Origin of the sequence: Thermosphaera aggregans, from assembly GCF_014962245.1 — an archaeon.
In the GTDB taxonomy this organism is placed as follows: Archaea; Thermoproteota; Thermoprotei_A; order Sulfolobales; family Desulfurococcaceae; genus Thermosphaera; species Thermosphaera chiliense.
This window is the reverse complement of record NZ_CP063144.1, coordinates 444,446-471,299: the sequence shown is the minus strand read 5'-3', so window position 1 is coordinate 471,299 and position 26,854 is coordinate 444,446. Positions and strand designations below refer to the sequence as shown.

Below are 26,854 nucleotides of genomic sequence, written 5' to 3'. Positions count from 1 at the left end.
CTATTTAATCCGGCACACTATAATTAACCTTCTTGAAAGCTGGTTGCAATGACGTTTAAAGCAGACCTGCATATTCACTCGTACTATAGCGATGGCAGGGCAAGCCCCAGGGAGATTATTACCTACGCGATCTCCAGCGGCTTATCAGTAATATCTATCACAGACCACAATACCTTCCAGGGAAGCATTGCTGCCTTGAAAACCACATCTTCCTTTAAAAACATTTTAGTGATACCTGGGGTTGAAGTTCGAACGGACGAGGGGGACGTCCTTGTTTACTGCTACGAGGGGTTTGAATTCCCCAGGAGCCTCGGGTTACTATTGGAGAAGGCTCGTGAGAACAACTGTCTAGTGGTTCCGGCTCATCCTTTCGACGTTATGAGGCTTGGAATAGGTGATAAGGTCTTCGACTATAAAGACTGGAGCGCTATCGAGGTGTGGAATGCTGGCGCTAATACAGGGGCAAACAAGAAGGCTGTTGAGGCTGCGAGACTACTCGGCATCCCGGGAGTTGCTAACAGTGATGCACATATTGTTGAGCACGTCGGGGCAGCGTACACGCTTATCGAGGCAGGGGATTTAACGCTTTCAGAGGTTTTCGAGGCTGTTTTAAAAGGGAGGGTGAAGCCTGTCCAGGGAAGATACCCCTTTCGCTCAATGGTGAAGAGGATAAAGTGGAGTATTGAGTACAGGGTTAGAAAGCATTATTCTCGCTCAGGACTCTCTTCTGAAACATAAACTCCTCCGCCAATGCTAACCGCGTCCTCAGGGGCTACCTCCTCGTAGAACTCAACCGTCTCAAGCTTGTGCAAGTCAACGATCTCTTTCAACGCCTCCTCCAGGACGGATGGAAGGAACACCTTTATTTTCAACGGATCGCTAAGCCTCATGTTCCTTTTCTTCTTGTAACCCCAGATAGCAGAGTTAGCCTCCACTATCGCTTCAGCAAGCCTCGTCGACGCTTCAGCAAATTCCTCATCCGGCTCGGGGAATTTCTGAACGTGAACGCTCTCACCGTAGAGCTCCCGGTATATTGCGTCGGTGACGAAAGGCATTATTGGGGCTAGCATTCTTAAAACCCTTCTCAGGATGTAGTGGAGAGTGTGCCATGCACCATATTGTTCAAGCCTCGAGTACTTCTCATCCCTGTTGTACGCTCTTGATTTAACAAGCTCGATGTAGTGTGATGCGAAATAATCCCATGTGAAACCGTAGATTAGGGTTGCGGGCTCGTAAACATCTAGCTCACTATACGCCTTGTCCACCTGGACTAGGACCTTGTTGAACAAGGCGAGGGTCGCCCTGTCAATAGGCCTGAGCTCGTAGTCCTCGGGCTCCGGGAAGCTTGACACAAACCTTGCAATATTCCAAAGCTTGGTTGCGAACAATAATCCAGTCTTAATCAACTGCTCGCTGAACCTGTAGTCGTAACCGAGCTTACTGCTGGCTGCTGCCCAGTACCTGAAAGCGTCACCCCCATACTTCTCCACATACGGATCGGGATCTATGACGTTCCCCTTAGACTTATGCATGGCTTCGCCTTTCTCGTCTAGACCCATTCCCGTTATCCTGACCCATCTGAACGCTGGCTGACCTGTCAGCTGGTAGGTCCTGAGGATGGTGTAGTAAAGCCATGTCCTTATAATATCCTGCCCCTGAGGTCTGAGAGTGTTCCTGAAAGCCCTCCTGAACAATTCATGGTTTCTCAAATACCCTGTGACGTATAGAACTGAAATACTGCTGTCAAACCAGGTGTCGAAAACCTTCCTCTCCCCTTCAATCTCATCCCTCGGCGCGCCGCAAGCAGGGCAATTATCCCATGGAGGCGGATCCCTCCATGGACGGTAATACCTTCCCGGCTCTGGCAGTAGGACTGCCCCGCACCTTCTACACCTCCAGACAGGGACCTCTGTGGCGTAATACCTATCCCTGCTTATAGGCCAGTCGGTTGAAACACTGTTTATCCAGTCAATAAGCTTCTTCTTATGCATTAAAGGCTTGAAGTCCATCAAGTCAACTAGCTCGAGAAGCTCGCTCTTAAAATCCAGTTGCTTGAGGAAGTATTCTCGTGAATGAATTATTTGAACAGGTGTTTTACACCTCCAGCACACTGGGACGCTGTGAACATGCTTCTCTTTCTTAAGAAGCTTCCCCATAGACTCCAGGAGTTCAACAGCCTTACGCCTTGCATCATCTACTTTCAAGCCGGCGAGAACTCCTGCTTCACTGTTCAACCTTCCATCCTTCTCAATGATGATCACCGGGTCCAGCCCGAGGTCCCTGAACATTTTGACATCTACTTGGTCCCCGTAGCTGCAAACCATCACCAACCCTGTGCCGAACTCAGGGTCGACTTCATTGTACTCCAGGATCGGCATTTCGTGACCGTACAACGGGTTCACAGCATGCATGCCCTTGTACTTAACATATCTTTCATCGCTAGGATTATAGACTAGGGCTTTACACGCTCTAAGCATCTCAGGCCTTGTAGTAGCTACAAGCAAGTCCTCACCTGTCTCTTTGACCGTGAACTTTATGTAGTAGAGCTCGCCCTCCTCCTCGTCGTGCTCAAGCTCCGCGTCAGCCAGGGTTGTCTTACACCTGGGGCACCAGTTAACGGGTCTCTCAGCCTCGTAGACTAGGCCCTTCCTATACAGCTCTATGAACGTTGCCTGGGTTAGAGTCCTGTATTCCGGGCTATCTGTCCCGTTAACCCAGTACTGGAAGCTACATCCAAGCCTTCTCCAGACACTAACAATATCCTTTTCAGCCTCGTCGAGAAAGCTTTTACAAGCCTCGAGAAACTTTTCCCTCCCCTCAGGAGTCTTAGCTAGTTCGTGCGGGTTGACCCCGAGCCTCTTCTCGACCTGAACCTCAACCGGTAGCCCATTCCTGTCCGCGTAGAAGGGTACTAAGACGTTATAACCCTTCATCCTGAAATACCTGGCAATCATGTCTATTTGAGCGTAATGGGCAGCACCCCCTACATGCCATTTACCGCTTGCGTAGGGAGGGGGCGTGTCGATAGCTATGATCTCCCTCACATCCTCCGGTGAGAACTCGAAAACCCCTATACGCTCCTCCTCCCATTTAGCCAGAACTTCTTGCTCCCTCTCAATGCTCCACCTGGTCTCCTTCAACTTAGGCACATACTCTTCCATGCTGAAACCCTTTAAGCAGTAGTATCAATAATCTCACATGTATATAAGGATATAAAGAATTACCTGTTGAGAACACCCTACCTCGATTTCAAAGCCTATTAATCAGAAGACTTAGGGAGCGCCGTGATATACGTTGAGCTGGTGAAACTGTCGCGGAAAATCTCGATTGATAAATTAAGGTCGCATGGATAAGGAATCAATGATTCAATTCCCATGAATCCCGAAGCATGAACGTGGTAGTGTAAAGGAGTGGCACTGTATTCGTCTTGAGAAACATAATGAAGCACGGACTGATACTGGTGTAGGAGTCAACACTGCCGACCCGGCTAAGCCTGTAGGCGAGAATACGTGGGTTCGGAATTCGTTTTCAAAGCCTCACAATACTGCGGATCATTAATCTCTGTAGAAGCGTTCACTGCTCGCAGTTAATGTTGAAAGGGTCTTTAAGAGGTGGTTGACACTTTATCAAGCTCCAAGAAGCGTTGAAAACCTTTGAAACCTCCTCCTGCCCTAGCTCTCCTTTGAAAAACCATTTAACACTAATCGTTTCCTCAACCCCTGAAACCCTGACCCCTTCCACTATGATCTTCTCCACCGACAGCAGTGGTTCTCCAGGGAGTTGTGCTGGCGATATAGTTTTGAACAACAGGCAAACTTGTCCTTCCGCAACACATTTCTCCTCGTAATCTTTGAAAGGCCAGCCCTTCCTGTACACGTCAACAGATACTATGAAGTTCTCGCCTTCCCTGAAAACTATCACTCTGTAGTAATCGCTGAAGTAGTACTCGAATACCATTATCCCCGTATCCCCCAATATGTTCCACCAGTAGAAACTGCTGTTTAAACAATAAACTAGGAGACAGGCTTATATACTATCCCAAGGTTGTCAGCTATCTCGTAAGCCCGCTTCATCTCGTCCCTGCTCGGCCTCCTGCTTATATCAGGGTATTTCTCCGGGTACTTGGACACTAAGTGCTCCGGCCTATACTGCTCCATTATGTTGACTAGCACTCTGGGGGTGTTACCAGCAATCCATTCTAAAACCTTCCTAGTGCAACATTCAACGTGGTTTGGCAGGACCAGGTGCCTTATTATCATGTCGCCGTTCTCATAGGCTAGCTTGTGGTTTCTCGTAACAACCTCCCAGTAGTTCCTGACCCGGCTAAGCCTCCATGCACACTCGTTTGAACCATACTTGAAATCAGGCAGCCATATGTCTATAACGTCTGCTAAAAGCTTCATTGATTCAAGGCTCATGTACATGTTACTGTTCCATAGCTGAGGCGTGTTAGTTTCAAGATGCTTAAGGCTCTCCAGGATGAATGGTAAGTGAGGTGTTGGCTCACCACCTACATGGTTGATGTTTCGCGCACCCCTCTTCCTCAGCGAGTCCTGAATCCTTGCAAGCCTTTCAGGAGTAACCCGCTCCCCGCTCCTAGGGGAGACCTGGCTGATGTCATAGTTCTGGCAGAACGCGCACTTGAAATTACATCCCCCGTAGAATATTGTCCCGCTTGGAACCAAGGGGGCCTCCTCGCCCATGTGGTGGAAGTATGTGTGGACAATGCACTCCCTGTCGACAAAGCACACCCCGGGCTTCCCTTGAGCCCTTAAAGCACTACATTTCCTTTCACAAAGCCTGCAGGGAGAGTACAGCCTATAGGCTAAAGCCACTTTCACATCCAACAGGCTGAATGATGGCTTAACAAGATCCTCCAACCCTACACCGCCACTTCTCACTTCCTGCAGGATTCTTTTGAATTCTACACTAGCTTTATCATGAATCCTCCACAAATCATCAATCGACAACTCATCATTGTAGGGGTTCTCGTCAACAGGAATTCTTTTAGCGATAAGGAACTTAGCCGGCTTCAAATCCCTCATCACGCTGTAGTACCATGAAAGCCTTTCCCTAACCTCCTGGTCGTCCCAAACAAGGATCGCGTCAGGTCTAGCGTGGATTATTGAAATAAACCATTCCAAACCCATTAATCCACCATTTTAAAAATATGCTTTAACAACCCTTATGATTCTTAAAAACCCCGATCCCTAGGGCAGAGCAGGCGTCCCGGACTCCACCAGTAATTCGTTGAGAAGCCCCCTAGTTTTCTCCGCCAGCTCCAAGGCTTTTAAACGGGAGTAGTGAAACTTCACCTCACCGCTCAATTTGAATATCTTCTCGTCGAAATGTCTGAGAGTGTCCTCGAGAGATCGGCCGTTCCTACAGCTGTAGAGAAACACTCTGATGAAGCCCACGACGCCGAGAGCATCGAGCTTGTCAGCATCGCTCAGCACCAATGCCTCCGTCGACCCCGGTTGAATATTGTGATTCCTGGCGTAGGAGAAGCTGTGGTATTGTATGGCGTTAACAACTCTTCCTATCACAGCATGATCAATGCCTAACTCTTTCAACAACTCCTCTGCCAGTAAGCCTGAGTAGTAAGCATGAGGCTCACCTATGATTCTTCCCACGTCGTGCAACAGGATGATAGTCTCCAGCAACTCGCGATCCACCACAAGGTTTTCCGCTGAAACAATCCTCTCAGCCCATTTCAAAACCCTCTCCACATGGGGATATCCATGGTCGAAGTCGCCTCCCAGGAGAGCTTTAACCAGTGATTCAATAATCCTCAATACCCACCACCAGCACATTTCACAAGCTCTCTCAACGCTTCAACCGGTATTTCAACGCCGAAAGCCTCCGCAACCCTCCTCCCCGCCACCACCGGGTTCAAGCCTGAATCCTTTAAGACGCCTGCTACCAGCCATGTTAACGCATCGAGCTTCACGCAAGGTATTCCGGACTCCCTGCACACTATCCTCCACGCATCAGCCAGCCTCGCACGGTACGGGTCTCGCATGAGCTTCTCCGAGCAGGCTCGTTCTCCCCCGCCGCATTCTCTCACGATACAGCTCCAAACGCTCAGCTCAGCGTTTCTCAGATCTATGGGTAAATCCACATCACCCTTGACCTCTCTTCCGCATGAAGTGCAGACGTAGTTGTACATTTTAACAGCAAACAGTATTGTCTTGGAGAACCTGCTCGACGCTAGCTCCTCCGCAAGCCTATCCCTGAGTACTTCCAAGGACGAACAGTATTTCAATCCATCAATGCTTAAATCCCTGTAGAGTTTTGTATTGAAGAAAGATTTAACCCTCTCAATCTTCTGCTGGAGCAACCTGTTCCTATGCTTATTACTGAGCAGAAAACCCAGCATGACCGAGTCGGGCGAGCCCCTCGCGGATGCAGTGCTCTCCGCGAAATACTGCCAGTACTCCTCGCCCCGGACATTCAACTGGTAGCTAACCAAGGCATTAGCAATGACGAGCACAGCGGCCTGGTCGCACCCTTTCACCCTGGCTAATGCTTCCACAGCCCTGTACTGAGGGTCGTTTCTCTCAACAATTCCTACGAGATTGGTGAGAGGCTTGAAAATCCTTGACAACTCGTACGCTCTCTGAATGTCGATAAACATTATCTTAATCCTCACTGAATCCCTATCCCGCCTCCTTCTTTATAAGTTGCTTAAGAATTAAGCATTATGGAGGCGTGCTTAATGGTTGGCAACAACATTATGGTCGTTGCAGTGGGGAATGGGCGGGTTTCAAGCCTGGCTTCATCCGAGAAGCTAATTGTTTACGATATGGATACGAAGAAGATACTTGCAGAACTCCCCTCTCCCGGTATAAATGTCGACCTCCTAGAGGACTTGCTCGAAGAGTATGATGCCAGCATCCTGGTCTCGACAAGCGTGCCCGAGGAGCCTGCGCTGGCTATTGAGGAGGGAGGGGTTAAAATACATATTGTCAAGCCTGTTAAACTTGAAGAGTTTCTTGAAAACATTTAGAGGATTAAGCATGATAACTCATTTTCTAATAGACACGAATCATTTAAAGCTGAGGAGAAACATTGTTGACGTTCTCGCAGAGAAGGGGTGCGTCATAGTGTTTGACATTGCTCTCCAGCCCGAGCAATCGGCTGGGAAGCTAATGCTTTACACGTGCAATAACACCGTCGTCTACCTCGCGTTTAAAGGTGAAACACTCTTCATCGATATCCAGGGAGAGAATGCTACAGAGATATTTGAAGAAATAAGTAAGATTCTGCCCCCGGAGCACTCGTTCGTCCGACGGATTGTACGAGGATTTTAAACTAAAAATCTTTTAAAGAATCGCTGCACCGATTTTCTCGCTGAAGTTTAAAACCATTATTGAGACTAAACGCCCCTCTTTGAGTCTGAAAACCACGTCGCCATCCTCACTTAAAACCTCCTCGTCAGCATCCCCTATCTCCGTGGCAAAGTTTAAGTACAGTATGTCGTTTTGCTTATCGTACTCTATCCACATGTTGCCGAGGTTTTCGATAAAATACTTCCTCTCCACGTTAAACACCTATAGAGGGGATGCAACAACATCTGAGAAGTCAAGTGGTAGCGGCTGGCTCTTAGCCTTGTATTCATCGTACTTCTTCTCGAGAAACGCCTTGAACACTGGGCACGTGTCGAACTTTCCCTCCCTGTCGCACTTGGTCCCGAGAGTTATGAAGCACATCTTCGTCCTTTTGTCAAAGTACGGGCATATCTTGTGATACTGCTTAGCACTCTTCAAAATCCTGTTAACCCACTTCTGCTTCTCGTCCACGGGCTTCTTCTCCTGCTTATCCATTAACGCCTCGTTCAGCTCTTTATCAGTTATCCTTGTAGAGGAAGACACTTTAGCCTCACCTCTTCCACAAACGAATCTCTGGCTAGTAAATCCTATATTGTTTTATAATCTAATAAGGATTTCCTAGCTCAACTAGAACAGGGAGCTTCGGGATATGCAGGAAGGCCTGTTAAACGAGCTTAGACGCGTTTACGGTAGTTTAACCCTAAGGCTGGTTGAGTCTTTGAAGACGCCGCCTAGAAGGCTTTACATCCGGGTCAACACTTTGAGAGCAAGCATTGAAGCGGTTCTTGAGGAGATGGAGAGGGAGGGGGTTAGGGCTTGGAGGGATGGAGAGATTGGAGAAGCTGTTTACGTTGAGCTGAAGGGCCCGTATAAACTCCCCGGGGATGTTGAGAAAACTATAGTGGTGGATGAGAAGACCGCTGTCTCCGTGATGATGGGTTCCAACCTGTACAGGCCCGGTGTCTTGAAGGCTGACTCCTTCAGAAGGGGGGACATGGTTAGGGTGGTGTCGAAGCATGGGTTTTACGTCGGTGTTGTTGAAGCAACAGTGTCTTCCAGCGAGTTGTTCAGGATGAATAGTGGCTTAGTAGGGGTAAACGTTGCCTCCGTCTACAGCGCCCCGAGGATAAGTGAGCTCTCGGTTTACCGTAAGGGATTGGTTTATCCGCAAGGACTTCCGGCGATGGTTACTACGATATTTCTAGATCCTCGCGAGGGAGAGCTGGTCGTAGACTTGAACGCATCGCCGGGTGGTAAAACCGGGCACGTAGTCCAGTACACTAGGGGGAGGAGTAGGGTTATAGCTTTCGACCGGAGCGAGTCCAAGATTACGGTGTTGAAGTCGAACCTTGAAAAACTGGGCTTGGCAATGAATGTCCTCCCCATCCCGTACGACTCTAGGTATGCACACCTGGATTTCAACCTTAACGGAAGAGTTGACAAGGTTCTTGTGGACCCACCGTGCAGTAACATAGGGGTTAGGCCGAAGCTAGTTTTTGATAAAACTATGAGCGATGTTTCAAACAATGCCAGCTATCAGAAGCAGTTTTTGAAAACTGCTCACAGCTTGCTGAAGAAAGGGGGCATAGTAGCTTATTCAACCTGTACTCTAACGTCGAAGGAGAACGAGGAAGTAGTATCATACGCTGTGAGGGAGCTCGGATTTGAAAGCGTTGAAGCTGAAACACTGTTCACGCGGTGCGATAAAGTCTATTTTGAAAACATAGTAGGCTACAGATTCCACCCGTTAAACAGTGACATGCCTGGCTACTTCATTGCTTTACTGAGAAAGGCCTGACCCTTTTGATCTCGCTTCCGCATAACGGGCATGTTTTCTCCCCGGGCTCGCCTGGGACATACCCGCACACGGGGCATTTCTCCAGGTAAGCCCTCTCCTCTGAGATGCCGTAGGTCCTCAACGGCTTGAACCCGATTCTTAAGTGGAGTAGAAGGTTTTGCAGACTGTAGTCATCTGTGAAAACAAAGGTTCCGCCAGCCTCCTTAAGCTCAAGGGCTAGGGCAGCTACTTCAACATCAGTCTTCGAAAGCTTTGAAACCTCACCTATTGAGGTAGCATGCTTTAATACTTTTCCAACGAACTCTTTCCCCGGGGATTTAACAGTTATTAAACCAAGGTCTAAAGCCTCCTCCAAGGCCTCCTTGTTCTCGCGATCCTTCACCTCTTCCACTGCGCGAGGAGTCGTGTATAGTTCGATCTCATGCCTCGGCAGGAGCCTGTATATTTTCGCTAGAAGGGCTGACGTGTCCAGGACAGCTGTTTTAAACCTGGGGGAAGGAAACCCATCTCGACTCGATGACATTTTTGAGAAGATCCCTCCTGGGCTTGAACCTTATCACTCTAAGATAGTTGTTAGAGCCTGAGACAACCACCTCTTCTCCACGAGTCAGCGTCGCTATTTTCTCCCCGTCGAAAAACATTGATGAAAAACCCCTGCATGAAACCCTTACGTTTGTTGAAAAAGATGGAAGGATTATGGGTGGAAGGTTGAGCTGCATAGGGTTCAACGGGGTTATAATGATCAAACTGTTCCAGGCGTCAACTAAAGGTCCTCCCGCGGACAAGTTGTAAGCGGCTGAACCAGGCGATGAGGCGACCAGGACGCCGTCTCCTTCAAACTCTAGCCTCGAACTAATCCCCGGGGTGTTGATAACTATGGAGAAGCCCGTGATCCTTCCCTGATCTATTGAGGTTAAAGCGAGCTCGTTAATGAAAACCCTGCAGTCGCTCCCCCTACAGGCTTTCAGCCTCGGATAGTACTGAACTATGAACTCGCCGTTCAAAACATTCTCAACAATCTCCGGGAGAGGCATGGTAATCGGGTCGAAGAAGGCTCCACGCCTGCCGCAGTGAATAGGTAGGATGAAAGCCCCTGTTCTCTGAATAGTGCTGGATGCTTTGAGAAACGTTCCGTCTCCTCCAACCACGACGACGAGTTGTGTGTTCTCTATCTCAGCCGGTAGTAAATCGTCAACAGTGAACAATATGGTTTCAGACCCTCTGCTATAGAAAGCGTTCGAAAGCTCCTTAACCATTTCAATACACTTAAGCGTTGGCTTGTATATCAACGCTACCTTGGAAAACATTCCAATCCACGATCAAACATATGTTAAGCTAAGTAATATAGATTTTAATTAGCTGAGCATGGTGACTGGTTTGGGCGGGAAAGTGCTTTGCGTGGAAGTTGAAAAAACCCGCGCTGAGAAAGCGATAAAGGCTTTGAGGAAAACCGGCCTACTCCTCGAGGACTACTTAATAGAGAGGGCAGGTGACAAGGTACTCATACCTGTTGCTGAGAAGCCTGAATCCATCGATGAAACATTGTTCAGAGTTGTCGAATGCGCCCCGGGATACAAGAAGAAGATAGCTGTTAACCCTCCCTCATACGATTTGCTGGGAGATGTAGCAATTGTGAGGAGCAAGGTCTTGGAGCATAGAGCGTCGGAGGAGGTTGTGGATGCGCTTCTAAAAACTCATCCAAGGCTGAAAGCAATATATGTTAAGGAGGAGACTGTTGAAGAGTATAGAGTACCGGTTCTCAAACTCCTATGGGGAACCCCGGTTGAAGTAGTTGTTGTTAAAGAATACGGTTTAAGCTTCAAGATCAGGCTTGGAAAAGTCTACTATAATCCAAGGCTAACAGAGGAGCATAGGAGGCTCGCATCCCTGGTCAGGGATGGCGAGATCGTTGTTGACTTATTCTCAGGGATAGGCGGGTTCCCAGTCCACATTGCATCATTGAAAACCGCACTGGTCTTGGCAAACGATTTAAACCCTGTTGCCCACGAACTCTTAATAGAGAATATTAAATCCAATATGAGGAGGCTTAAAGGAGTCATCATACCGTTAAACAATGATGCAAGAGACATCCCTGATCACCTCCCGAGGAAAGAGGTGGCTCACAGGGTGATCGCAAACCTCCCTAAGGCAAGCCTAGGCTTTGCCGAAGTCTACGATCAAGTCCTCGCGCCTGAAGGCATCTTACACCTATACGTTCTAACAAGAGATGTCTACACCAGCATTGACGAGGTGGGCAGTGTTCTCCCAGGGTGGAGAATACTCAGCCACAGGCTTGTCCTAGAGTACTCTCCAGGCTCAGGGATTTACAGGTTCGATATCATCAAGCCTGAGCACGTATAGCTTAACCGTTAACACGGCGTCACCGCTTTTCAAACTATTGACCAACCCTCTATCTAGATCCCCGGCTGCCTTCGTCGCGTAAACCCCTATTGTCGCGGGCTCGACATAGCTACTTCTCCTGATAATGATTCTTCGAGGATCGGTAGCAGTAATTTCTCTCGAACCATGTGCTATCAGGTAGTCCTTAAACCCGCCTGCCTCAAGAACAATTAACAATATGTTTCTCGGAGACGTTAAGGCAGCCTTAAAATCACTGGACAGGTTTGACGCAGCCTTGTCAGCATTAACCCCTATTATGCAGTCCCCTCTCAACGTTAAATCACAATCCCTCGTTATCTCCAGCGTTGTCTTATGCTTAGCCGTAACGTTTGGGTGGCCCTTTGCGCGCACTATCTCGCTGGCAACTATCATCCCTAACCCCATGTTTAATTAAACCATAAACCTAATATTTTCAAAGGGATCGCGTTGAGCTTTCACGAGCAGAGGAGTAGAGTTGTCGAACTCCTAGTTGACTCAGGCTACTTGAGAAACCCCAGGATCATTAAAGCTCTCCTAACAGTGCCGAGGGAGTTGTTCGTCCCAGAGGCGATGAGGAAATACGCCTACCATGATACCCCGCTACCCATAGGCTGGGGTCAGACGATAAGTGCTATACACATGGTTGCCATAATGACCGAGGAGCTGGATCCTGAGCCGGGCAACAAGGTGTTAGAGATTGGAACCGGGTCGGGTTATCAGGCCGCTGTCCTGGCTGAAATAGTTGCCAAGCAGGACTCCGGTGGAGGACACGTGTACAGTATTGAGAGAATCAGCGAGCTAGCCTCGTTTGCTAGGAAAAACCTTGAGAAAGCAGGATACTCGGAAAACGTCACGGTACTGGTCGGCGATGGAACACTGGGCTACAGGGAGGCTGCTCCCTACGATAGAATAATAGTAACTGCTGCAGCCCCGGATATTCCTCCGCCACTGCTGGAGCAGCTAGGGGATCCCGGGATCCTGGTAGCACCGGTGGGGGACAGGTATTTCCAAAGACTCTTAATCGTTGAGAAGAAGAATGGGAGAATAAATAAGCGGTGGGGGATAGAATGCGTGTTCGTCCCTTTAATAGGCAGGTATGGATGGAGCGTGGAGGAAAGGTGGAAAAATTAGACTGGGGGTGGGAGAGGGGTTTGCTCCTGTGCAACGGGTTTCTCCGGCGGCTTCCACGTTAATCCGAGAATCCCTCCTATCAAGCCCAAGACAAAGCTTAGGTAGAATCCTCCGCCAACAGTGATCAGGCTTACAATAGAAAGGATTATCCCTATTATAGACCAGGTTTTAACCTTGCCGGGTTCACCACTACGAATCTTAAAAGCGGCAACGATCATTAACAAGCCAATTAACAAGGCTATTGCCCCGACTATTATCATCACAGTCCCTATCGCGAAAGCCGTGAGGAACCCCATACCGGTTGGAAGCGGCATTGATTCTTCAAGGGGAATCTCCGCGCGTAGCAAGGCCCCTATCGCTAATGCTAGTATCGCGAAGAGCAGTAGGATAATGCCTGAAAGCAACATCAGCACGAACGCGGTTGTGGGTTTTTCACCGCTCATGAGCTTCACAAAGTATTTTATGTTAAAACATATCTATAAACGCGATCCTGCCACTTCTTAGCATAGGTTGAGGATAGGGTTCGGAGCGGGTGGTTTTTCTCGATTTAAATGTTTTGAACCTACCTGTTAACAACGCGTAAGCTAGGAGGGCTTGGCAAACCACTTGCCCAGCCCGGTCTGAACTCCTTTAATATTCTCCTTGTATGCTTTAGTAAATCTTTCAAGCGCGTTCTTCACTCTATCCTCGCTAAAATCGTGCTCGTTAACAAGGATCTCGAAAACCAGTTTCTCATCGGGCTCCCTCCACTCTATCTTGTACGAGTCTGTAACAGGGGGTTGGAGGAAGTATTTCTTAATCTCTAGGACATCAACCTCTACGCTGGACTTGAGCAAGGCTTTAGGAATCTTCTCGATCGACCCGTATGTTTTGACGAGCTGGTAGGCTTTCTTAACCCCTATCCCTTCGAAGCCTTCCGGATTATAATCCGTGCCTACCAGAATCCCTATATCTACAAGGTTCTCCAGGGTCAGGTTAAGCTTGGAGAGCAACGTGTTAAGCTCTATCATCTCAGGCTTGACCTCGATGTATTCCTCTCTTCTCGGAAGCTTTCTCTTCCCGCTAATAGTGAGATTCCTTATCAGCCTGGGGGAGCCGAAGAGGAGGCTATCGTAGTCCTGGCTTGCGGAAGCGTAGGCGTCGCCCTTCTTAACAAGGTATGCTGCCTGGGCCTCACCCTCGGCTGGTGCCTGAACGTAGGGAACTCCGAGAGCGTCTAAGAGCTTTTTAGCCTCCTTAACCATCTCATCAGTCAGCTTCGAAGCCATCATCGCGTATCTTCTAGCCGCTTCCAAATCACCTGCTTCAACAGCAGCCTCATACTTTCTAGCAGACTCCTCCTTCAACGCTCTCCTGCGCTCAAGCTCCCTAGCTTTAAGCTCAGGGGGCTTCCCGTCAAACACGTAAACTATTTTCAAGCCTTCCTCAACAAGGTTTATAGTCCTGTAGAAAAGCCCGCTCAAGTGGCTCGTGATCCTGCCCTGGGAATCCATTAGAGGGGTTCCATCCGGCTGCCTTATGGCTGCTAGGAACTGGTACAGGGCATTGTAGGCATCTATCGCGATAACCTTCCCCTTCAATGAGCGCATGTTCTCAATAATGATCTTGGCATCCTCTGGTATGAGGTCTTTAAGGTTTACTCCCATGTCTCTCCCACGATCATTAAAATAGTTGTTTAAAACATTTAAAACTATTCACTTAAAAAGCTCGGGAAAGGATGGTGAAAGCCGTATAACGAATTCTTTTCCAACAGGCTCTACCTGGATATAACCCGATAGCTCCAGCTTCATCAAGGCTTTGTAGAGCTCCGCCTTCCCCACCTCGACCTCGTGCTCCTTCTTCAAGATATCTATCAGGTCGGACTCCGAGACTCCCTCCGGATGGTCGATCACGATCTCCAGGATCAGTCTGAAAAGAGGGGTAAGACGCCAGTAGCCCGGGTTATACTTCATTAACAACCACCTTAAACGTAAACCTGAGGCTTTAAGTGAGACCTGGGGAGTTGCTGCCTCGCCCTAACCCCCCATTCCAGGTAATATCTCAACATATTATCATTAATGCTTGGCTTAATAATCTCTAACGCCCTGTTGAAATGCTTCACTGATACCTCCTTAACGTTGAGGGATTCTCTCAGAGCAGACATGACCGCTTCCCTAACCACCGCCTCAACATCTGCGCCGCTGTACCCCTCTGTTCTCCGGGCGATCTCCCGGAGGTCTACATCCCTTGACAAGGGTATGCTTCTTGTCTGGATCCTGAGTATTTCAAGTCTCGCGTCATAGTCTGGCGGGGGAACATAGATGAGCTTTTCAAGCCTTCCAGGCCTCAGCAACGCGGGATCTATTAGGTCAGGTCTATTGGTTGCCGCTATCACAACGACGTTTTCAAGCTTCTGAATACCATCCATCTCAGTAATCAACTGTGTTACAACCCTCTCAGATACTCCAGAGTCCAGCTCGGCACCTCTCAGCGAGGCTATTGCATCTATCTCGTCGAAGAAGACAACCGTGGGTGCATGTAGCCTGGCTTTCCGGAAGATCTCCCTCACAGCACGCTCAGACTCTCCAACCCACTTGCTCATGATCTCGGCGCCGCGAACAGCTATGAAGTTGGCGCCGCTCTCGGTTGCAACAGCCTTGGCGAGGAGCGTTTTTCCGCATCCGGGAGGCCCATAGAGCAGTATGCCTTTCGGAGGCTTGATCCCGAACTTCTCGAACACCTCGGGCATTCTCAAGGGCCATTCAACACTCTCCTTTAAAGCCTGCTTCACTTCATGAAGCCCTCCTATATCGCTCCAGTGAACCTCCGGGACCTCGACATATATCTCTCTTAGACCGCTGGGTACGATGCTCTTATACGCGAACATGAAGTCTTCAAAAGTAACCTTAACCTTTTCTAAAACCTCTTCTGGTGTAGGCGGATTGGACTTTTCAAGAGGCACATACCTTCTCAAAGCATGCAGGACAGCCTCCTTAACCAGGGCGGCGAGATCAGCGCCGGTGTACCCGTGGGTCATCTCTGCGAGCTTGACCAGGTCGACATCCTCGCCGAGGATGCCAGATTTAACAAGCCTCCTCGTGTGGATTTGAAGTATTTCCAGCCTGCCCTTCTTATCTGGCATAGGTATTTCAATCTCCCTGTCAAACCTGCCAGGCCTCCTCAAAGCAGGGTCGACAGCATTAGGCCTGTTCGTAGCCGCTATCACTATGACGTTCCCCCTGCTCTCTAACCCGTCAAGTAAGGCTAGGAGCTGGGCGACAACCCTCCTCTCAACCTCGCCTATGACCTCATCCCGCTTCGGCGCAATAGCGTCTAACTCGTCTATGAATATTATTGCAGGGTTCTTCTTAGCCTTCTTCCTCGCTAGCTTGAAGATCTCCCTAAGCCTCTGCTCCGACTCACCGTAGTACTTGCTCATAATTTCTGGACCATTGATCACGATGAAGTACGCGTTAGCCTCGTTAGCCAACGCCTTAGCAAGCAATGTCTTGCCAGTGCCTGGGGGACCGTACAGGAGTATTCCCTTAGGCGGGTCTATGTTCAGCTTCCTAAACACTTTCCTGTACTTGAGCGGTAGCTCAACCATCTCCCTAATCTTCTCGATCACGTTGCCTAATCCGCCAATGTCTTCATACGTTACTCTCGGAACCTCCCCGACAGGCTCCTCGAAAATGTAGAGCTCTGTTTCGTCAGAAACTATCACAGGCCCCTTCGGCTTCAAGGTGACAACTCTGAAAGGAATGCTCATCTCCATTATGACTACGTGGATTTCATTATCCTCCATCAAGGGCCTTCCAATAATCCTCCTCTTAACCTCTTCCACCACGCTTGGGTCAGCGGGTGCGAAGTAATTGGTTGGAGCTAGCTTAACCACCTGGGCGTACTGTTTCTCAACCTTCTCCACGAAAACAACCTCGTTAATGTTCACGCCCGCGTTCTTCCTGGTAACCGGGTCAAGCCTTATTACGCCCAAACCCCTATCCTGGTCCCTGCTTGCAGCAGCTATCACGGCCGTCTCCGACTCTCCCTCAACGAGGAGGAGGTCTCCTTCCAATATACCGTGCTTATCCATTACCTCAGGGTCCAGCCTCGCTATTCCTTTATGTAGGTCCCTTCTATCAGCGTCTAGTACTCTTAGAGGTATTCTCAACTTATTCCCTGCCAAATCAAGCACCAGCGTTAACAACCTATAATGTTGAGTGTGAAAAACCCTTAATATAAGAAATTACTAAGGAAGCCTGTAAACAGCTTCAACCTCGACCTGGCTGATGCCTGGAATACTCATTAAAAGGTTCTCCAAGGGCTCTGTACCGCCCTCGGTTTCCTCAGGCATAGCTATTAACAAGCGGAGAGCTTTCAATCCGAAGGCTATGGGTTCCTCATCGCTAGCCTTCACCTGATATCCCTGCGGCAGGCTCTGCTCTATCCGGGCTTTCAACTCGTTCAACGGCGTCTCCACGTCTTCTGGGAGGATTTTAACCACTACAGCAACCTGAGCCATTCACACCACCTCTTCAAGGACCCCTGAACCCGCAGTTAGGGCAGGCGTACTCAACTGCTTGCTGCCTGCACCTCTTACATCTACGGATCAATACCTTCCCGCAGTTAGGGCACATGAACTCCGTACCATAGTCCCCGGGCTCCATGATCCTGTGGCAGCTATCGCACACCGGAGGTGACGCTGCTTCTTCAACAACGATGCCGGCCTGCTGCGTTAAACTGTACTGTGCAACCATGTAGCAACCACCATGCTTAAGCAATCAACAGTTTAAACGTGATTAAGGTATTAAAAATATTCCCTCAGCAACTTGCAGGCTCTTGCTCTTCCGCAGGTAAGTTATCGCAATTAGCCCAAGGGTGAAGCCAACTGTTACCGCTGCCAAACCCATAGGGGCAAGGGCTGGGTTAACCCTGTAGTATGCGCTTGTCGAAAGTAGTTCTAGGATTGCCACACTGTTGAAGAAGAAGGTCTCGGTTAGCTCAACGTACCTTATCAGCACGCCGTTGACATACTTGGCTGTAACATTTGAGAAACCTGTTGCTGCCTGATAACTCTCCGCGAACTCGCCAGTATACGAGGGGTTGGCGAAGAATCCTATGTAGGATGATGAGGGCTCAGCATCCAGCCTGTCAACACCCTTGCTATCCCTGAAACTGTTCTCAACCATCTCCAGGCTTAGGCCGAAAACCTCGCAGTCACCGGTTAATCTAATCCTCCTGTGATCGCCAATACTGTACTCCACAAAAGGATATGACACGCTCTCCACTCTAACCGTAAGAAAAACTTTAACCGTGCAGAACTGATTACTTCGTGAAAGCGTTACAGTGTACTCGTAGTTGAAGAAGTCTCCAGGGCCGTAAACAGGCTCCACGCCTTGCGCGCTAGCCGTTGAGGCCATGGCTAAAAATAGTAGTGTCAGGATTGTGAAACACGATTTAGCACTCATCAAGTCCACATCCAAGCATTGAATAATCCAGCGGGAACTAATATATGAGGAGTATTTAATAATTCTTGTTGAGGGTTTAACGGATTGAAACAGGTTATAATTGTTAGAAGCGATCTCGGGATGAGCAAGGGAAAGCTTGCCGTACAGGTTGCCCACGCGTCGGTGACAGCTGCTTTCGAAGCATACCGTTCGAGAAGGGAATGGTTTGAAGAATGGTGGAGTAGTGGGCAGAAGAAAGTTGTGGTAAAGGTTCCAGGCGAGGCCGAGCTCGTCCAGCTGTATGAGAAAGCGGTGAGGAGTGGGCTTCCAGCATCCTTGATCAAAGACGCTGGGCTGACCGAGCTGCCTCCGGGAACGACAACGGCCGTTGCAATAGGTCCAGCGCCTGATGAGGCTGTTGACAAGCTAACAGGCGGGTTGAAGCTTCTTTGACCTACTACCCTCATCCATTAGATTACGTGACTGGGTTGAAGCACGTTCTCACGCATCGGAAAATAAGCACCGAGCTCAAGATCACCCCTGACACGTTCACCGTGGAGGAGGTTGTCAACTTTCAAGAACTAGGCTTTAACAGGGAGAAAGGCGAGTACGCGGTATTCAGGGTCACTAAGAGGTCTATGGATACTTTACGCGTTAAAAGGCTTCTCGCAAAACAGATCGGGATTCCTGACTCCAACATTATTCACCTTGGGTTGAAGGATAAGGAGTCCACAAGCACCCAGTTCTTCTTCGTCAAGAAAACCCTGGTTAGCAACGATCTTAAGGAAATTTGTGGCGAAAACTACGCCGCTCTCCTAATAGGCTTCGCACGTGCGAAGCCCACGAGAAAATCACTAGTCGGGAACAGGTTTAAGATAACCCTGGAGGCTTCAAGACCCGGCGATTACAGTATTGCCGAGGATTTGCTCAGGCTTATCGTTGCTTCGGGGTTGCCATCATACTACGGGTATCAGCGATTCGGGGTTGAGAGGCCGATAAGCCACCTGCTAGGCAAGCAGATTCTTCTTGGAAGGGAGGACCGGTTCAGCAGGTTCTTCCTGAGAGAGCATTATCCATGGGAAAAAATGAACAGTGCTGTTGCAAGGATTAAAGGATCATTCCCGGGGAGACTGTTTTACGAGAAACTATATGTTGAATCACCACTATCCAAGGGTTTAGAGCTTGTGCAGAAATCAACGTCGAGAATCCTTGTGGAGGCTTACGCTAGCTACCTTTACAATCTTCTCTTAAACAAGCTGGTCGACACGTGCGGGTGGGGCTGTCTAAACAGGGTGCTTCCAGCCCCTGGCTGCGGTGAGGAGGGCTCAACGCTTTACACGGATCTCTTCGAGAAGGAGGGCTTAAACCCTGACAGGATTAGCGAGCTGGGATGCTGGTGGAGGACGGGGTTGTTCAAGCCATCCAACATCAGCTTAAAGCATGCCAACAATCTCCTAGAGATAGGCTTCTTCCTGAAACAAGGATTCTATGCGAGCATGGTGTTAAGGGAGTTGTTTAAGGAGAACTTGGTTTTAAAATAAATCTCTTATTACTCGAAAACAATCCTGGCCTTCCTGCCGGTTAACTTAGCTATTAACTCCTCGAACGTGGTTCTATTTTTCTCCAAAAATCTTCGATCCCTCCTCGGAACCCTTACGTTAACGATTTCCGTTCCATCGGGGAGCCAGACCTGGTTCACGCCGAGGAGTGATGCAGGACTGATCACCTGCTCAATAAGCCTTCTCATATCGCCTGTCTCAACAATTATTTTAACCTTAGCGTCAAGCTCCCTGCTAAGGTGTTTTGAAACCTCCTCAAGCTCGGCCTGCTCCACGCCGTCGCGGAGTATCAGTATGAATTGATCACCTGCCATGAAAGATTTCACATACTCCCCGTTCCTCAAGACCTTGTGCTTTTCCTCAATATCCATTAAAGCCTTCATCACTTTAACCTCATCAATATCGACAACGCCTGTCTCCACTTTACGCTGGCAGCTAGGGCATAAGATGCCGCTTTTAACGCATATCCTGTCCAGCGGGTATTTCAAGCTACATCATCACCGTATTACTCTTCAAAGGGATTTTACGATTAAACAGTAATTTAAACTCTTTTTCAAGGAGAAAGGAGGGATATAATTATTCCTGAAGAAATAAGCAGTGCTCCTCCAACAGTTCTCAGCGTCGGCTTCTCCCTGGACAGGAGCTTGACAGTTAGCTGGGATAGCACCGGGGTTAGCGCGGTGGCTACCGCAGTGGCTGAAACACCTAACTTGTTTATAGAGTAGATGAAAAGGAGCATTCCAATACTCCACCCTAAAACCCCTGTTATGAGCGAAGCCTTGATCAAAGGCTTCGAATCCCCTTTCCCAGGACCCCCTTCCACGATCAGGCCGGCGGGGATGAAGAAGACTGCTATGAACCCGAGCCTCATCACGGTGAGGGTTAAGGTGTCAGCGTATAGGAGGGCCACCTTAATCATAGATGTTGCAAGACCCCATGAAATAGAGGCAACAACAGCGTATGCAACACCCTTCACGTTAAACCTTCCCCCGTTGCCGTTTGAAGATGCTAGGACAATGCCTAGGAAGGCCGTCAAGCTGCCGGCAACAACCGGAAGCCTTAAGGGCTCGTTCAGGAAAACCGCCGCTACGAATTGGGAGACGAAGATGTACGTATAACTTATTATCACCGCGAGGGAGCCGCCGAGGAGTTGAATAGCTTTAGTGTATGAAGCGTCCCCTATTCCGGGCCCTAGCAGAGCCGAGGCCAGAATGACTGCGACACCAGCTTCCGTAAACCCTGGAAAGCCATGACTATTGATCAGCGCGAAAGGGATGAGTGATGCAAGAGCTGTGAGAGCCCTGAACCCGGTGAAAAGCACCGGCTTAATATGCTCCCTGTACTTAGAAATTACGGCAGGGTTCAAGCTCCACATCAGCGATGCCACTATTGGTGCGAGATAATCCACTTTAACCACCCTTCTTCATATGCATACTTATTCGCTCTTAAAGAATATACAGAAGAGACGTTTATACTTATACATTGTTTGAAATAATTACGTGTCAAGGAATCTTACAAGATGTGAAGGATTCCACAGGAGGAAGGGTTTCTTTTAAAATTTTATAAGACGTGGAGAGGTTATTACTAGCAAGTAAAAGGTGTAAATGCTTGATTGAGGTTAACAGTGTTTCAAAATCCTTTGGCAGGCTTAAAGCCCTTGACAACGTCTCATTTAAAGTGTATAACGGGGAGATAACGGGCTACGTAGGCTTGAACGGTGCTGGCAAGACCACAACTATTAGAATAGCTGTTGGAGTACTGCCCCCGGATTCCGGGGACGTGTTAATCGACGGCTTATCGGTGACGAGGGATAAGAAAAAAGCTTCTGAAAGGATCGGGTGGGTTCCAGAGCTTCCCATTTTTGAAACAGACTTTAAGGCGCTGGACTACTACGTGTACCTAGCAGGCTACTACGGCATACCGCCTACCGAGGCGAAGAGAATGGGGAGAGAGGCTTTAGAGATGCTGGGTCTTGGAGACGCGTTGAACATGAAGCTTGCCGCTTACTCGCAGGGAATGAAGAAGCGCTTCGCCCTAGCGGTCTCACTGATCAACGACCCCCCAAACTTCATTTTCGACGAGGTTTTAAACGGCCTGGACCCTAAGGGAATAGTTTTCTTCAGAGATCTAGCCGTGAAGTTTAAGAAGCAGGGTAAGGCTGTATTATTCTCCTCACACATATTAAGCGAGGTTGAAGGAATAGCTGACAAGGTAGTATTCATCCATAAGGGCAAGATCATCGGTGTCTACATGATGAGCGAGATCGTGAACATGGCTAAACCATCCCTGATCATGAAGATTGACAGGGTTGAGGAATCCCTCAGCATTCTCGAGAAGTATGGACGGGTTGAAACCAGGGGTGAGTACGTGGTGGTCTCAGGCTTAAACGCTTCCCCAAGCGTAATCGTCAAGGAGCTCGTGGAGAGCGGCTTCAGCGTACAGGAGGTTAGGAGTGAGGAGAGAAGCCTCGAAGAATTCTTCTTCAACCTGATAAGGGGGAAGGGTGAGTGATGTGAACCCCATTTTCTACGACTTTAAAAGAGCCTTCATACGTCCAGCAACGCTAGTGACACTAGCAGTTTTCATCCTGGTCGGTGTTGGGCTATCATACCTAGTATCCATCTCGCTTAGCATGGGTGCAGGATCTTCTTATCCAGCTTTCCTCGCAAAGCTTGACGTTGAAACCGGGGAGTTAACCATGCACTACAACATCTACGACTCAGAGATGAGACGAACCACAGCTAACGTCGAGGTAAACCTTCTAGTTGAGGAGAACGGGGTTTATCAAACACTGAAAACATTTGCTTTCCGGGCGGATGGCTACCATGTCGTTGAGACAACGCTGGAGTCTGACATCATAAGGTCGCTACCTGAGGATACGGGAAGGTTGCTTTTCGAAGTAAGATCATCAACGCCTTTCGGATTCAACAGTATAGTGGCACGCTTCATAAAGGGAGGCGGAGGAGTGCTCTATGCTTCCACCCCTCTTATCTACTTCTCCAGCCTCGACGGCACGAAGTCGGTGTATTCAGCAGGCTACGTGTTTCTAAAGAATGATGAGCTAACTATTTCAATGTTGATTGAGCCACCCGGCGATGGCTTCGAGCTATACTGCACGTTTTCCACGGACACAGGTAACGCTGGGCTTGAAAAAGCATTGTTAGCCGGTAATGTTTCAACAGGGCTTAATGTTTTCAAGACCAACGCATCGGAGCTAGGCTTGAATGCTTCAACTACAACTGGAATCATGCTCTACCTTAAAAACCCCGAAGGCCTTACCTACTTGAGTGGCGCATTACCTGTGATCAGGATCCAGACAGGGATTATTCAGCGACGTATTACAAACATCGCTCTCGGCACAGCCGGGCTCGGCTTATTCTCCCAATTCTTCCCAATAGTGGTTCTATACCTCGCATACACTCTCGTCGCTAAGCCGAAGGGGATTGGGGCATTGGAGTTCCTCATAGCCCGCCCTGTTACAAGGCTAGAAGTATATGTCACGAGGTTCACGGCCGGGGTTTTAACCGCTCTAGCTTCAACAGGGGTTTTCTTCGCAGCATTCAACGCGAGCATATTCTTGCTCACCGGCTACAGTATCGAGGCATCTTACACTGTGATACTGTTCCTAGGCGTTGCTGGATCACTCATAGCTTTCTACAGCGTCTGCTACATGCTTTCAACAGTGGCAAGCGGGGGTAAGTATCTCGCGGTCTCAATCATCCTGTACCTGTTCTTCACAATGATCATGGGGATCCTGGTATTCATCCTAGCATACTTCATGCACGGTTTCACCCCCAGGCTTGTCGAGGAGCTGCAGAAACTCCAGTATACTAGCTACTACTTCAACCCCCTCGGCTTAACAAGCTTTGCAACATATTTCGTAAACAGGGCAGAATTCCCTGATATCTATGCAGAAGTCTCTGTTGTAAATCCGTACCTAGTCGTTGCCGCTGGGGCCGCTTGGACGCTGGTACCTTTCCTGCTGGGCTGGACCCTGTTCAGGAAGGCAAATCTTTCAAGATAGTTTTCATAAGAGGAAACGGGTTGCTTGGTCATGGTTGATCTTTACTCCTGGCTTAAGAACATGCTGGGCACCGAGCTTCTATACCTTGAAGATTCATATTTGAAGACGGCAACAGTTAATCTTCTCGACTATGCCTGCGATAAGCCGGGCAGGTGCTACCTTGTCTTCGATAAGACAGTGTTTCACCCGAAAACCGGGGGTCAGGGAAGCGATACCGGCTGGGTCAAAGGCGAGGGCATCAAGTTCAGGGTTGAGAAAGCCCTCATGGTTAAGAACGTTGTAGCACACTACGGCAGGTTGGTTGAGGGAAACCTGCCCGTTAAAGGCTCCCAGGTGGTGCTTGAGCTAGACTGGGAGCCCCGGTACAAGACTATGAGGCTTCACACCGCAGGGCACATCTTGGACTACGCTGTGATGAAGGCTTATGGGAGAAATGTCAACACTCTCGAAGCCCAGCACGCTCCCCCGGATGCCTACATAGAGTACGATGCTAGGAGTGCTTCGAAAGAGGTTGTCGAGGAAGTTCTCAGGGAAGCTACGAGAATAGTGGAGGAGGCTCGGAGGGTTAAAGCCTTCTGGGTCAGCTGGGAGCAGCTTCCAGCAAGGATTTACAACGCTCCTAACCTTCAAAGACTTCCCAGGACAAGCAGGTACAGGGTAGTCGAGATTGAAGGAGTCAACGCAATCCCGTGCACGGGGACACACGTCTCTAACACAAAGGAGGTTGGAAGGATCAAAATATTGAGGCTTGAGGAAACCGTTAGAGGCTTCAAACTATACTACGATGCTGATTGAAGGAGATGGGCCCGCGGGGACTTGAACCCCGGGCCTCCGCCGTGTCAGGGCGGCGTCCTAACCAAGCTAGACGACGGGCCCCTTCCTATAATTAAGGACTCAAGTATTTTTAAACCCTACCACGCGGTCTTAAACCAGCAAGCATTGAGTGATGTGTGGTTAGGCAGAATCGTCTGCGAGCGATAATATTATTCACTACTACACGCGATTTCCAGCTACTGGAGTGTGATGTAAAGGCGAATGGGTTAGGAGTAAAAAATCATTTTGGTCTTCTAACTAACCAACCTACGAGGAATCCGACTATGAGTGTTGCAATAGCCCCGGCTATTCCTGTTGAAGTCTCAAGGATGCTTGTGGTGTACGTCTCGGTCTTAGTGGATGTTGTCCACTCAGTACTTACAACCGTTCTCGTCGTAGTCTCTGTCTGAGTCTCCGTTACAGTAGTGTATACCGCGTTGGTCACCGTGGCTGTGCTCGTCACCGTTGTAGTATTGGTTACCGTGGTGCTCACGGGAATCGTAGTGTACGAGGTCTGGACAACTGTGGTTGTAGTTGGGATCACCGTGTAGGATGTCTCCGTAACGGTTGTTGTATTCGTGATTGTTGAAGTAACCGTGGTTGGAATAGTCGTGTAAGACGTCTCTGTTACCGTTTCCGTAGTTGTCTCCGTATAGGTTTCAGTAACCGTAGTGGTCACAGTTGACGTAACGGTTGAGGTGACCGTCTCAGTCACAGTAGTGGTGTTTGTCTCGGTTAAAGTGGTTGTAACGGTTGTTGTCTCGGTCGCGGTCTCGGTCACGGTGGTGGTGGATGTGATGGTTTCGGTAATTGTCGTGGTTGTTGGAACAGTCTCCGTCACAGTGCTCGTAGTTGTAACGGTTGTAGTGGTTGTCACGGTCTCTGTTGTTGTCGTCGTCTCCGTGATCGGGGGGAGGTCGACGCCTATTCTGCCGAGGAACAGGTATGTGTCAGACTCGTTGGTTGCAACATTATATTCTCTGAACAGAACGGCGAATCCGTCCAGCCCGTCCACTCCAACCCTTACAGGCGTCGCGTTCATGGCTGGCGTGGTTTCAAGCGTTATGGGTCCGGTGAACCCTAGGCTGCTCTCCTTAACGCCTCCAACCACTATCGAATAGGTTGTGCCGTACATCATGCTCCATGTTACAATATAGTATCCCATGGGTGAGTAAGCTATTTTCACATATGCCTCATTAAACTCCTGGGTCCCAGCAATCCTGCTCAGGTTGAGCGAGGCTATTTCGCCAAGGCTCTCAATGTCGAGAATCTTGAGCACTACATCGTATCCTCCAGCACCAGGGGAAGAGTAGGCTACTGCTATGGTCGATGATCCAAGAGCGATCGAGGGATAGTGGCCCGGTCCAAGCACGATCCTTCTCAGCACTACTTCACCCCCCACCATCGCAGCCTCAGCGATGAACACGCTTCTCGAACCGTCCGAGTTGTAGGTGAACCCTGCGAAGACAACCCTGTTGTCTGAGACAACCACGGGAAGGAATGGTGAGTAAGTAGTGTCAGTCCTAGTGATGTTGGGCGCTCTCATCGTAACTATATCGCCCAGGGTTTCATTAGCCCCTGAAGTAGGGATCACGGGGAGCTGATACATGCTGGTCAGGTTGAAGAAGACCGGGTTCAGGTCTAACTCTCCAGGAGTTGAAGTATCGTTAACGTATAGGAAGATGAAGCCGTCACCCAGCGGCGCGATGTTAAGGGTTATTGTCCTGTAATCGAGCGTCGTGTTGGGAGGTATCAAGTAGGTTTTCACGAGTGCTTGGCTCGACAAGTCCACGATGGAGAGCATGAAGCCCCTGTACGAACCGTTGCCCATGTAGTGGGCTATGCCGAGAAGGTTGCTCACCGGGTTGTAGGCCGCAACAGGATGCTCGTCGTAAATCCTCGGAGTCTCGGCCACAGGTATGTTGGCTTCAACGCTCCCTGTCGCAGGGTCGATTAGGAAGAGTCTCAGATCCCTGTAATAGGTGGTGTTCGGGAATCTCGAGTACGCTAGCGCCAGCTTGCCGCCGGCTAGGACAAGATAGTTGTCGATTCCCAGGTTGTCGGTGAGCACGGTTTTCTCAGCCTGCCCGGTGGCAGGGTCTATCGTGAAGAACGTGATGTTTCCCTCGACATACGACCCATGGGTTACGTTTAGTATTGAGGTATAGTATTTACCGCCATAGTAGACCAGGTTTGGCTCTATAGTGTACGAGGCGTACGGGGTGTTGTCAACAGGGATTTTCACCCCGAGCGGGGTTTCGCTGACAAGGGGTTGATTCCTGACCTGTGTTCCAAGGGCTAGCGGTAGTATGGATGCTGTTATTAGTGTGAGAATTAGGATTATTTTCAATGCTTCATGCATTCAAACCAACCCTTAATCAATACTAACTTCT

The 26,854-nt window shown here is 49.1% G+C and carries 31 protein-coding genes and 1 tRNA gene; 11 read left to right on the top strand and 21 right to left on the bottom strand.

Annotated features, from left to right (window positions below; genetic code table 11):
- Window positions 1-48: 48 nt before the first annotated feature.
- Complete coding sequence (locus tag IMZ38_RS02775) at window positions 49-738, top strand: PHP domain-containing protein (protein WP_193436655.1); 690 nt, start codon at window positions 49-51, stop codon at window positions 736-738.
- Here IMZ38_RS02775 and IMZ38_RS02770 read toward each other — a convergent pair.
- The 5 genes from IMZ38_RS02770 to IMZ38_RS02750 form a co-directional block, all read right to left on the bottom strand.
- A complete protein-coding gene (locus IMZ38_RS02770) occupies window positions 705-3,161 on the bottom strand; it encodes a valine--tRNA ligase (protein ID WP_193436654.1) in 2,457 nt (818 codons plus the stop codon). The genes IMZ38_RS02775 and IMZ38_RS02770 overlap by 34 nt on opposite strands.
- Before the next feature lie 412 nt (window positions 3,162-3,573).
- A complete protein-coding gene (locus IMZ38_RS02765; protein ID WP_193436653.1) occupies window positions 3,574-3,975 on the bottom strand; it encodes a hypothetical protein in 402 nt (133 codons plus the stop codon).
- A 38-nt stretch (window positions 3,976-4,013) separates the two neighbouring features.
- Window positions 4,014-5,150 carry a radical SAM protein gene (locus tag IMZ38_RS02760; RefSeq protein WP_193436652.1) on the bottom strand — a complete coding sequence of 379 codons (1,137 nt, stop codon included), beginning with the start codon at window positions 5,148-5,150 and terminating at the stop codon, window positions 4,014-4,016.
- A 60-nt stretch (window positions 5,151-5,210) separates the two neighbouring features.
- Window positions 5,211-5,795 (bottom strand): HD domain-containing protein, encoded by a 585-nt coding sequence (locus tag IMZ38_RS02755; protein ID WP_193436651.1) that lies wholly within the window; start codon window positions 5,793-5,795, stop codon window positions 5,211-5,213.
- Window positions 5,792-6,652 (bottom strand): N-glycosylase/DNA lyase, encoded by an 861-nt coding sequence (locus tag IMZ38_RS02750; protein WP_193436650.1) that lies wholly within the window; start codon window positions 6,650-6,652, stop codon window positions 5,792-5,794. Before IMZ38_RS02750 ends, IMZ38_RS02755 begins: the two co-directional genes overlap by 4 nt.
- Before the next feature lie 51 nt (window positions 6,653-6,703).
- Between IMZ38_RS02750 and IMZ38_RS02745 the strand changes: the two genes are divergently transcribed.
- On the top strand, window positions 6,704-7,009 hold the full coding sequence (locus IMZ38_RS02745) for a hypothetical protein (protein WP_193436649.1): 306 nt from the start codon (window positions 6,704-6,706) through the stop codon (window positions 7,007-7,009).
- Window positions 6,984-7,313, top strand: coding sequence for a hypothetical protein (locus IMZ38_RS02740; protein WP_193436648.1), 330 nt, complete (start codon window positions 6,984-6,986; stop codon window positions 7,311-7,313). Before IMZ38_RS02745 ends, IMZ38_RS02740 begins: the two co-directional genes overlap by 26 nt.
- A gap of 12 nt (window positions 7,314-7,325) precedes the next feature.
- Here IMZ38_RS02740 and IMZ38_RS02735 read toward each other — a convergent pair whose 3' ends face one another.
- Both IMZ38_RS02735 and IMZ38_RS02730 read right to left on the bottom strand, forming a co-directional pair.
- Entirely contained in the window at window positions 7,326-7,544 is a 219-nt protein-coding gene (locus tag IMZ38_RS02735) for a DUF2283 domain-containing protein (protein ID WP_227410910.1), read from the bottom strand.
- Window positions 7,545-7,553: 9 nt separating this feature from the next.
- On the bottom strand, window positions 7,554-7,874 hold the full coding sequence (locus IMZ38_RS02730; protein WP_227410909.1) for a hypothetical protein: 321 nt from the start codon (window positions 7,872-7,874) through the stop codon (window positions 7,554-7,556).
- A gap of 106 nt (window positions 7,875-7,980) precedes the next feature.
- On the opposite strand from IMZ38_RS02730, the gene IMZ38_RS02725 reads away from it, so the two are divergent.
- On the top strand, window positions 7,981-9,129 hold the full coding sequence (locus IMZ38_RS02725; protein WP_193436647.1) for a PUA domain-containing protein: 1,149 nt from the start codon (window positions 7,981-7,983) through the stop codon (window positions 9,127-9,129).
- On the opposite strand, the gene IMZ38_RS02720 is transcribed toward IMZ38_RS02725, so the two are convergent.
- Both IMZ38_RS02720 and IMZ38_RS02715 read right to left on the bottom strand, forming a co-directional pair.
- Window positions 9,104-9,652, bottom strand: a complete 549-nt coding sequence (locus tag IMZ38_RS02720) for an NOB1 family endonuclease (RefSeq protein WP_193436646.1) — start codon at window positions 9,650-9,652, stop codon at window positions 9,104-9,106. The two genes, IMZ38_RS02725 and IMZ38_RS02720, sit on opposite strands and share 26 nt — an antisense overlap.
- Complete coding sequence (locus IMZ38_RS02715; protein ID WP_193436645.1) at window positions 9,612-10,436, bottom strand: NAD(+)/NADH kinase; 825 nt, start codon at window positions 10,434-10,436, stop codon at window positions 9,612-9,614. Before IMZ38_RS02715 ends, IMZ38_RS02720 begins: the two co-directional genes overlap by 41 nt.
- 70 nt (window positions 10,437-10,506) lie before the next feature.
- Here IMZ38_RS02715 and IMZ38_RS02710 point away from each other — a divergent pair, with 70 nt between their 5' ends.
- Entirely contained in the window at window positions 10,507-11,490 is a 984-nt protein-coding gene (locus tag IMZ38_RS02710; protein WP_193436644.1) for a class I SAM-dependent methyltransferase, read from the top strand.
- Here IMZ38_RS02710 and IMZ38_RS02705 read toward each other — a convergent pair.
- Window positions 11,446-11,913 carry a DUF371 domain-containing protein gene (locus IMZ38_RS02705; protein ID WP_193436643.1) on the bottom strand — a complete coding sequence of 156 codons (468 nt, stop codon included), beginning with the start codon at window positions 11,911-11,913 and terminating at the stop codon, window positions 11,446-11,448. The two genes, IMZ38_RS02710 and IMZ38_RS02705, sit on opposite strands and share 45 nt — an antisense overlap.
- A gap of 42 nt (window positions 11,914-11,955) precedes the next feature.
- Here IMZ38_RS02705 and IMZ38_RS02700 point away from each other — a divergent pair, with 42 nt between their 5' ends.
- Window positions 11,956-12,639, top strand: coding sequence for a protein-L-isoaspartate O-methyltransferase (locus IMZ38_RS02700; RefSeq protein WP_193436642.1), 684 nt, complete (start codon window positions 11,956-11,958; stop codon window positions 12,637-12,639).
- Here IMZ38_RS02700 and IMZ38_RS02695 read toward each other — a convergent pair.
- From IMZ38_RS02695 to IMZ38_RS02665, 7 genes are all read right to left on the bottom strand, one after another.
- Window positions 12,636-13,082 carry a hypothetical protein gene (locus tag IMZ38_RS02695; protein WP_193436641.1) on the bottom strand — a complete coding sequence of 149 codons (447 nt, stop codon included), beginning with the start codon at window positions 13,080-13,082 and terminating at the stop codon, window positions 12,636-12,638. The genes IMZ38_RS02700 and IMZ38_RS02695 overlap by 4 nt on opposite strands.
- A 141-nt stretch (window positions 13,083-13,223) precedes the next feature.
- Window positions 13,224-14,285: a flap endonuclease-1 gene (fen, locus tag IMZ38_RS02690; RefSeq protein ID WP_193436640.1), complete on the bottom strand. Its 1,062-nt coding sequence runs from the start codon at window positions 14,283-14,285 to the stop codon at window positions 13,224-13,226.
- A 48-nt stretch (window positions 14,286-14,333) separates the two neighbouring features.
- On the bottom strand, window positions 14,334-14,591 hold the full coding sequence (locus tag IMZ38_RS02685; protein WP_193436639.1) for an ArsR family transcriptional regulator: 258 nt from the start codon (window positions 14,589-14,591) through the stop codon (window positions 14,334-14,336).
- An 11-nt stretch (window positions 14,592-14,602) separates the two neighbouring features.
- The gene (locus IMZ38_RS02680) at window positions 14,603-16,813 is read right to left on the bottom strand and encodes a CDC48 family AAA ATPase (protein WP_227410908.1); all 2,211 of its coding nucleotides are present in this window, start codon (window positions 16,811-16,813) and stop codon (window positions 14,603-14,605) included.
- Window positions 16,814-16,867: 54 nt separating this feature from the next.
- Window positions 16,868-17,140 (bottom strand): elongation factor 1-beta, encoded by a 273-nt coding sequence (locus IMZ38_RS02675; RefSeq protein ID WP_193436637.1) that lies wholly within the window; start codon window positions 17,138-17,140, stop codon window positions 16,868-16,870.
- 13 nt (window positions 17,141-17,153) lie between these two features.
- Complete coding sequence (locus IMZ38_RS02670) at window positions 17,154-17,375, bottom strand: zinc finger domain-containing protein (RefSeq protein ID WP_193436888.1); 222 nt, start codon at window positions 17,373-17,375, stop codon at window positions 17,154-17,156.
- A 42-nt stretch (window positions 17,376-17,417) separates the two neighbouring features.
- Window positions 17,418-18,086, bottom strand: a complete 669-nt coding sequence (locus tag IMZ38_RS02665) for a hypothetical protein (protein WP_193436636.1) — start codon at window positions 18,084-18,086, stop codon at window positions 17,418-17,420.
- A 120-nt stretch (window positions 18,087-18,206) separates the two neighbouring features.
- Here IMZ38_RS02665 and pth2 point away from each other — a divergent pair, with 120 nt between their 5' ends.
- Complete coding sequence (gene pth2 / locus IMZ38_RS02660) at window positions 18,207-18,518, top strand: peptidyl-tRNA hydrolase Pth2 (protein ID WP_413743237.1); 312 nt, start codon at window positions 18,207-18,209, stop codon at window positions 18,516-18,518.
- Window positions 18,515-19,606, top strand: a complete 1,092-nt coding sequence (gene truD / locus IMZ38_RS02655) for a tRNA pseudouridine(13) synthase TruD (RefSeq protein WP_193436634.1) — start codon at window positions 18,515-18,517, stop codon at window positions 19,604-19,606. Before pth2 ends, truD begins: the two co-directional genes overlap by 4 nt.
- An 8-nt stretch (window positions 19,607-19,614) precedes the next feature.
- Here the strand turns inward: truD and IMZ38_RS02650 are convergent, their stop codons facing one another.
- Both IMZ38_RS02650 and IMZ38_RS02645 read right to left on the bottom strand, forming a co-directional pair.
- Window positions 19,615-20,112, bottom strand: coding sequence for a transcription elongation factor (locus IMZ38_RS02650; RefSeq protein WP_193436633.1), 498 nt, complete (start codon window positions 20,110-20,112; stop codon window positions 19,615-19,617).
- A 65-nt stretch (window positions 20,113-20,177) separates the two neighbouring features.
- Window positions 20,178-21,032, bottom strand: a complete 855-nt coding sequence (locus tag IMZ38_RS02645; protein ID WP_193436632.1) for a DMT family transporter — start codon at window positions 21,030-21,032, stop codon at window positions 20,178-20,180.
- A 200-nt stretch (window positions 21,033-21,232) separates the two neighbouring features.
- Here IMZ38_RS02645 and IMZ38_RS02640 point away from each other — a divergent pair, with 200 nt between their 5' ends.
- The 3 genes from IMZ38_RS02640 to IMZ38_RS02630 are packed head-to-tail and all read left to right on the top strand — an operon-like array spanning window position 21,233 to window position 24,443.
- Window positions 21,233-22,135, top strand: coding sequence for an ABC transporter ATP-binding protein (locus IMZ38_RS02640; RefSeq protein WP_193436631.1), 903 nt, complete (start codon window positions 21,233-21,235; stop codon window positions 22,133-22,135).
- The gene (locus IMZ38_RS02635) at window positions 22,128-23,648 is read left to right on the top strand and encodes an ABC transporter permease (RefSeq protein ID WP_193436630.1); all 1,521 of its coding nucleotides are present in this window, start codon (window positions 22,128-22,130) and stop codon (window positions 23,646-23,648) included. The genes IMZ38_RS02640 and IMZ38_RS02635 overlap by 8 nt, the downstream gene beginning before the upstream one ends.
- 30 nt (window positions 23,649-23,678) lie before the next feature.
- Window positions 23,679-24,443: an alanyl-tRNA editing protein gene (locus tag IMZ38_RS02630; RefSeq protein ID WP_193436629.1), complete on the top strand. Its 765-nt coding sequence runs from the start codon at window positions 23,679-23,681 to the stop codon at window positions 24,441-24,443.
- A 6-nt stretch (window positions 24,444-24,449) separates the two neighbouring features.
- Here IMZ38_RS02630 and IMZ38_RS02625 read toward each other — a convergent pair.
- Window positions 24,450-24,524, bottom strand: a tRNA-Val gene (locus tag IMZ38_RS02625).
- A gap of 178 nt (window positions 24,525-24,702) precedes the next feature.
- Entirely contained in the window at window positions 24,703-26,823 is a 2,121-nt protein-coding gene (locus tag IMZ38_RS02620; protein WP_193436628.1) for a hypothetical protein, read from the bottom strand.
- Window positions 26,824-26,854 lie beyond the last annotated feature (31 nt).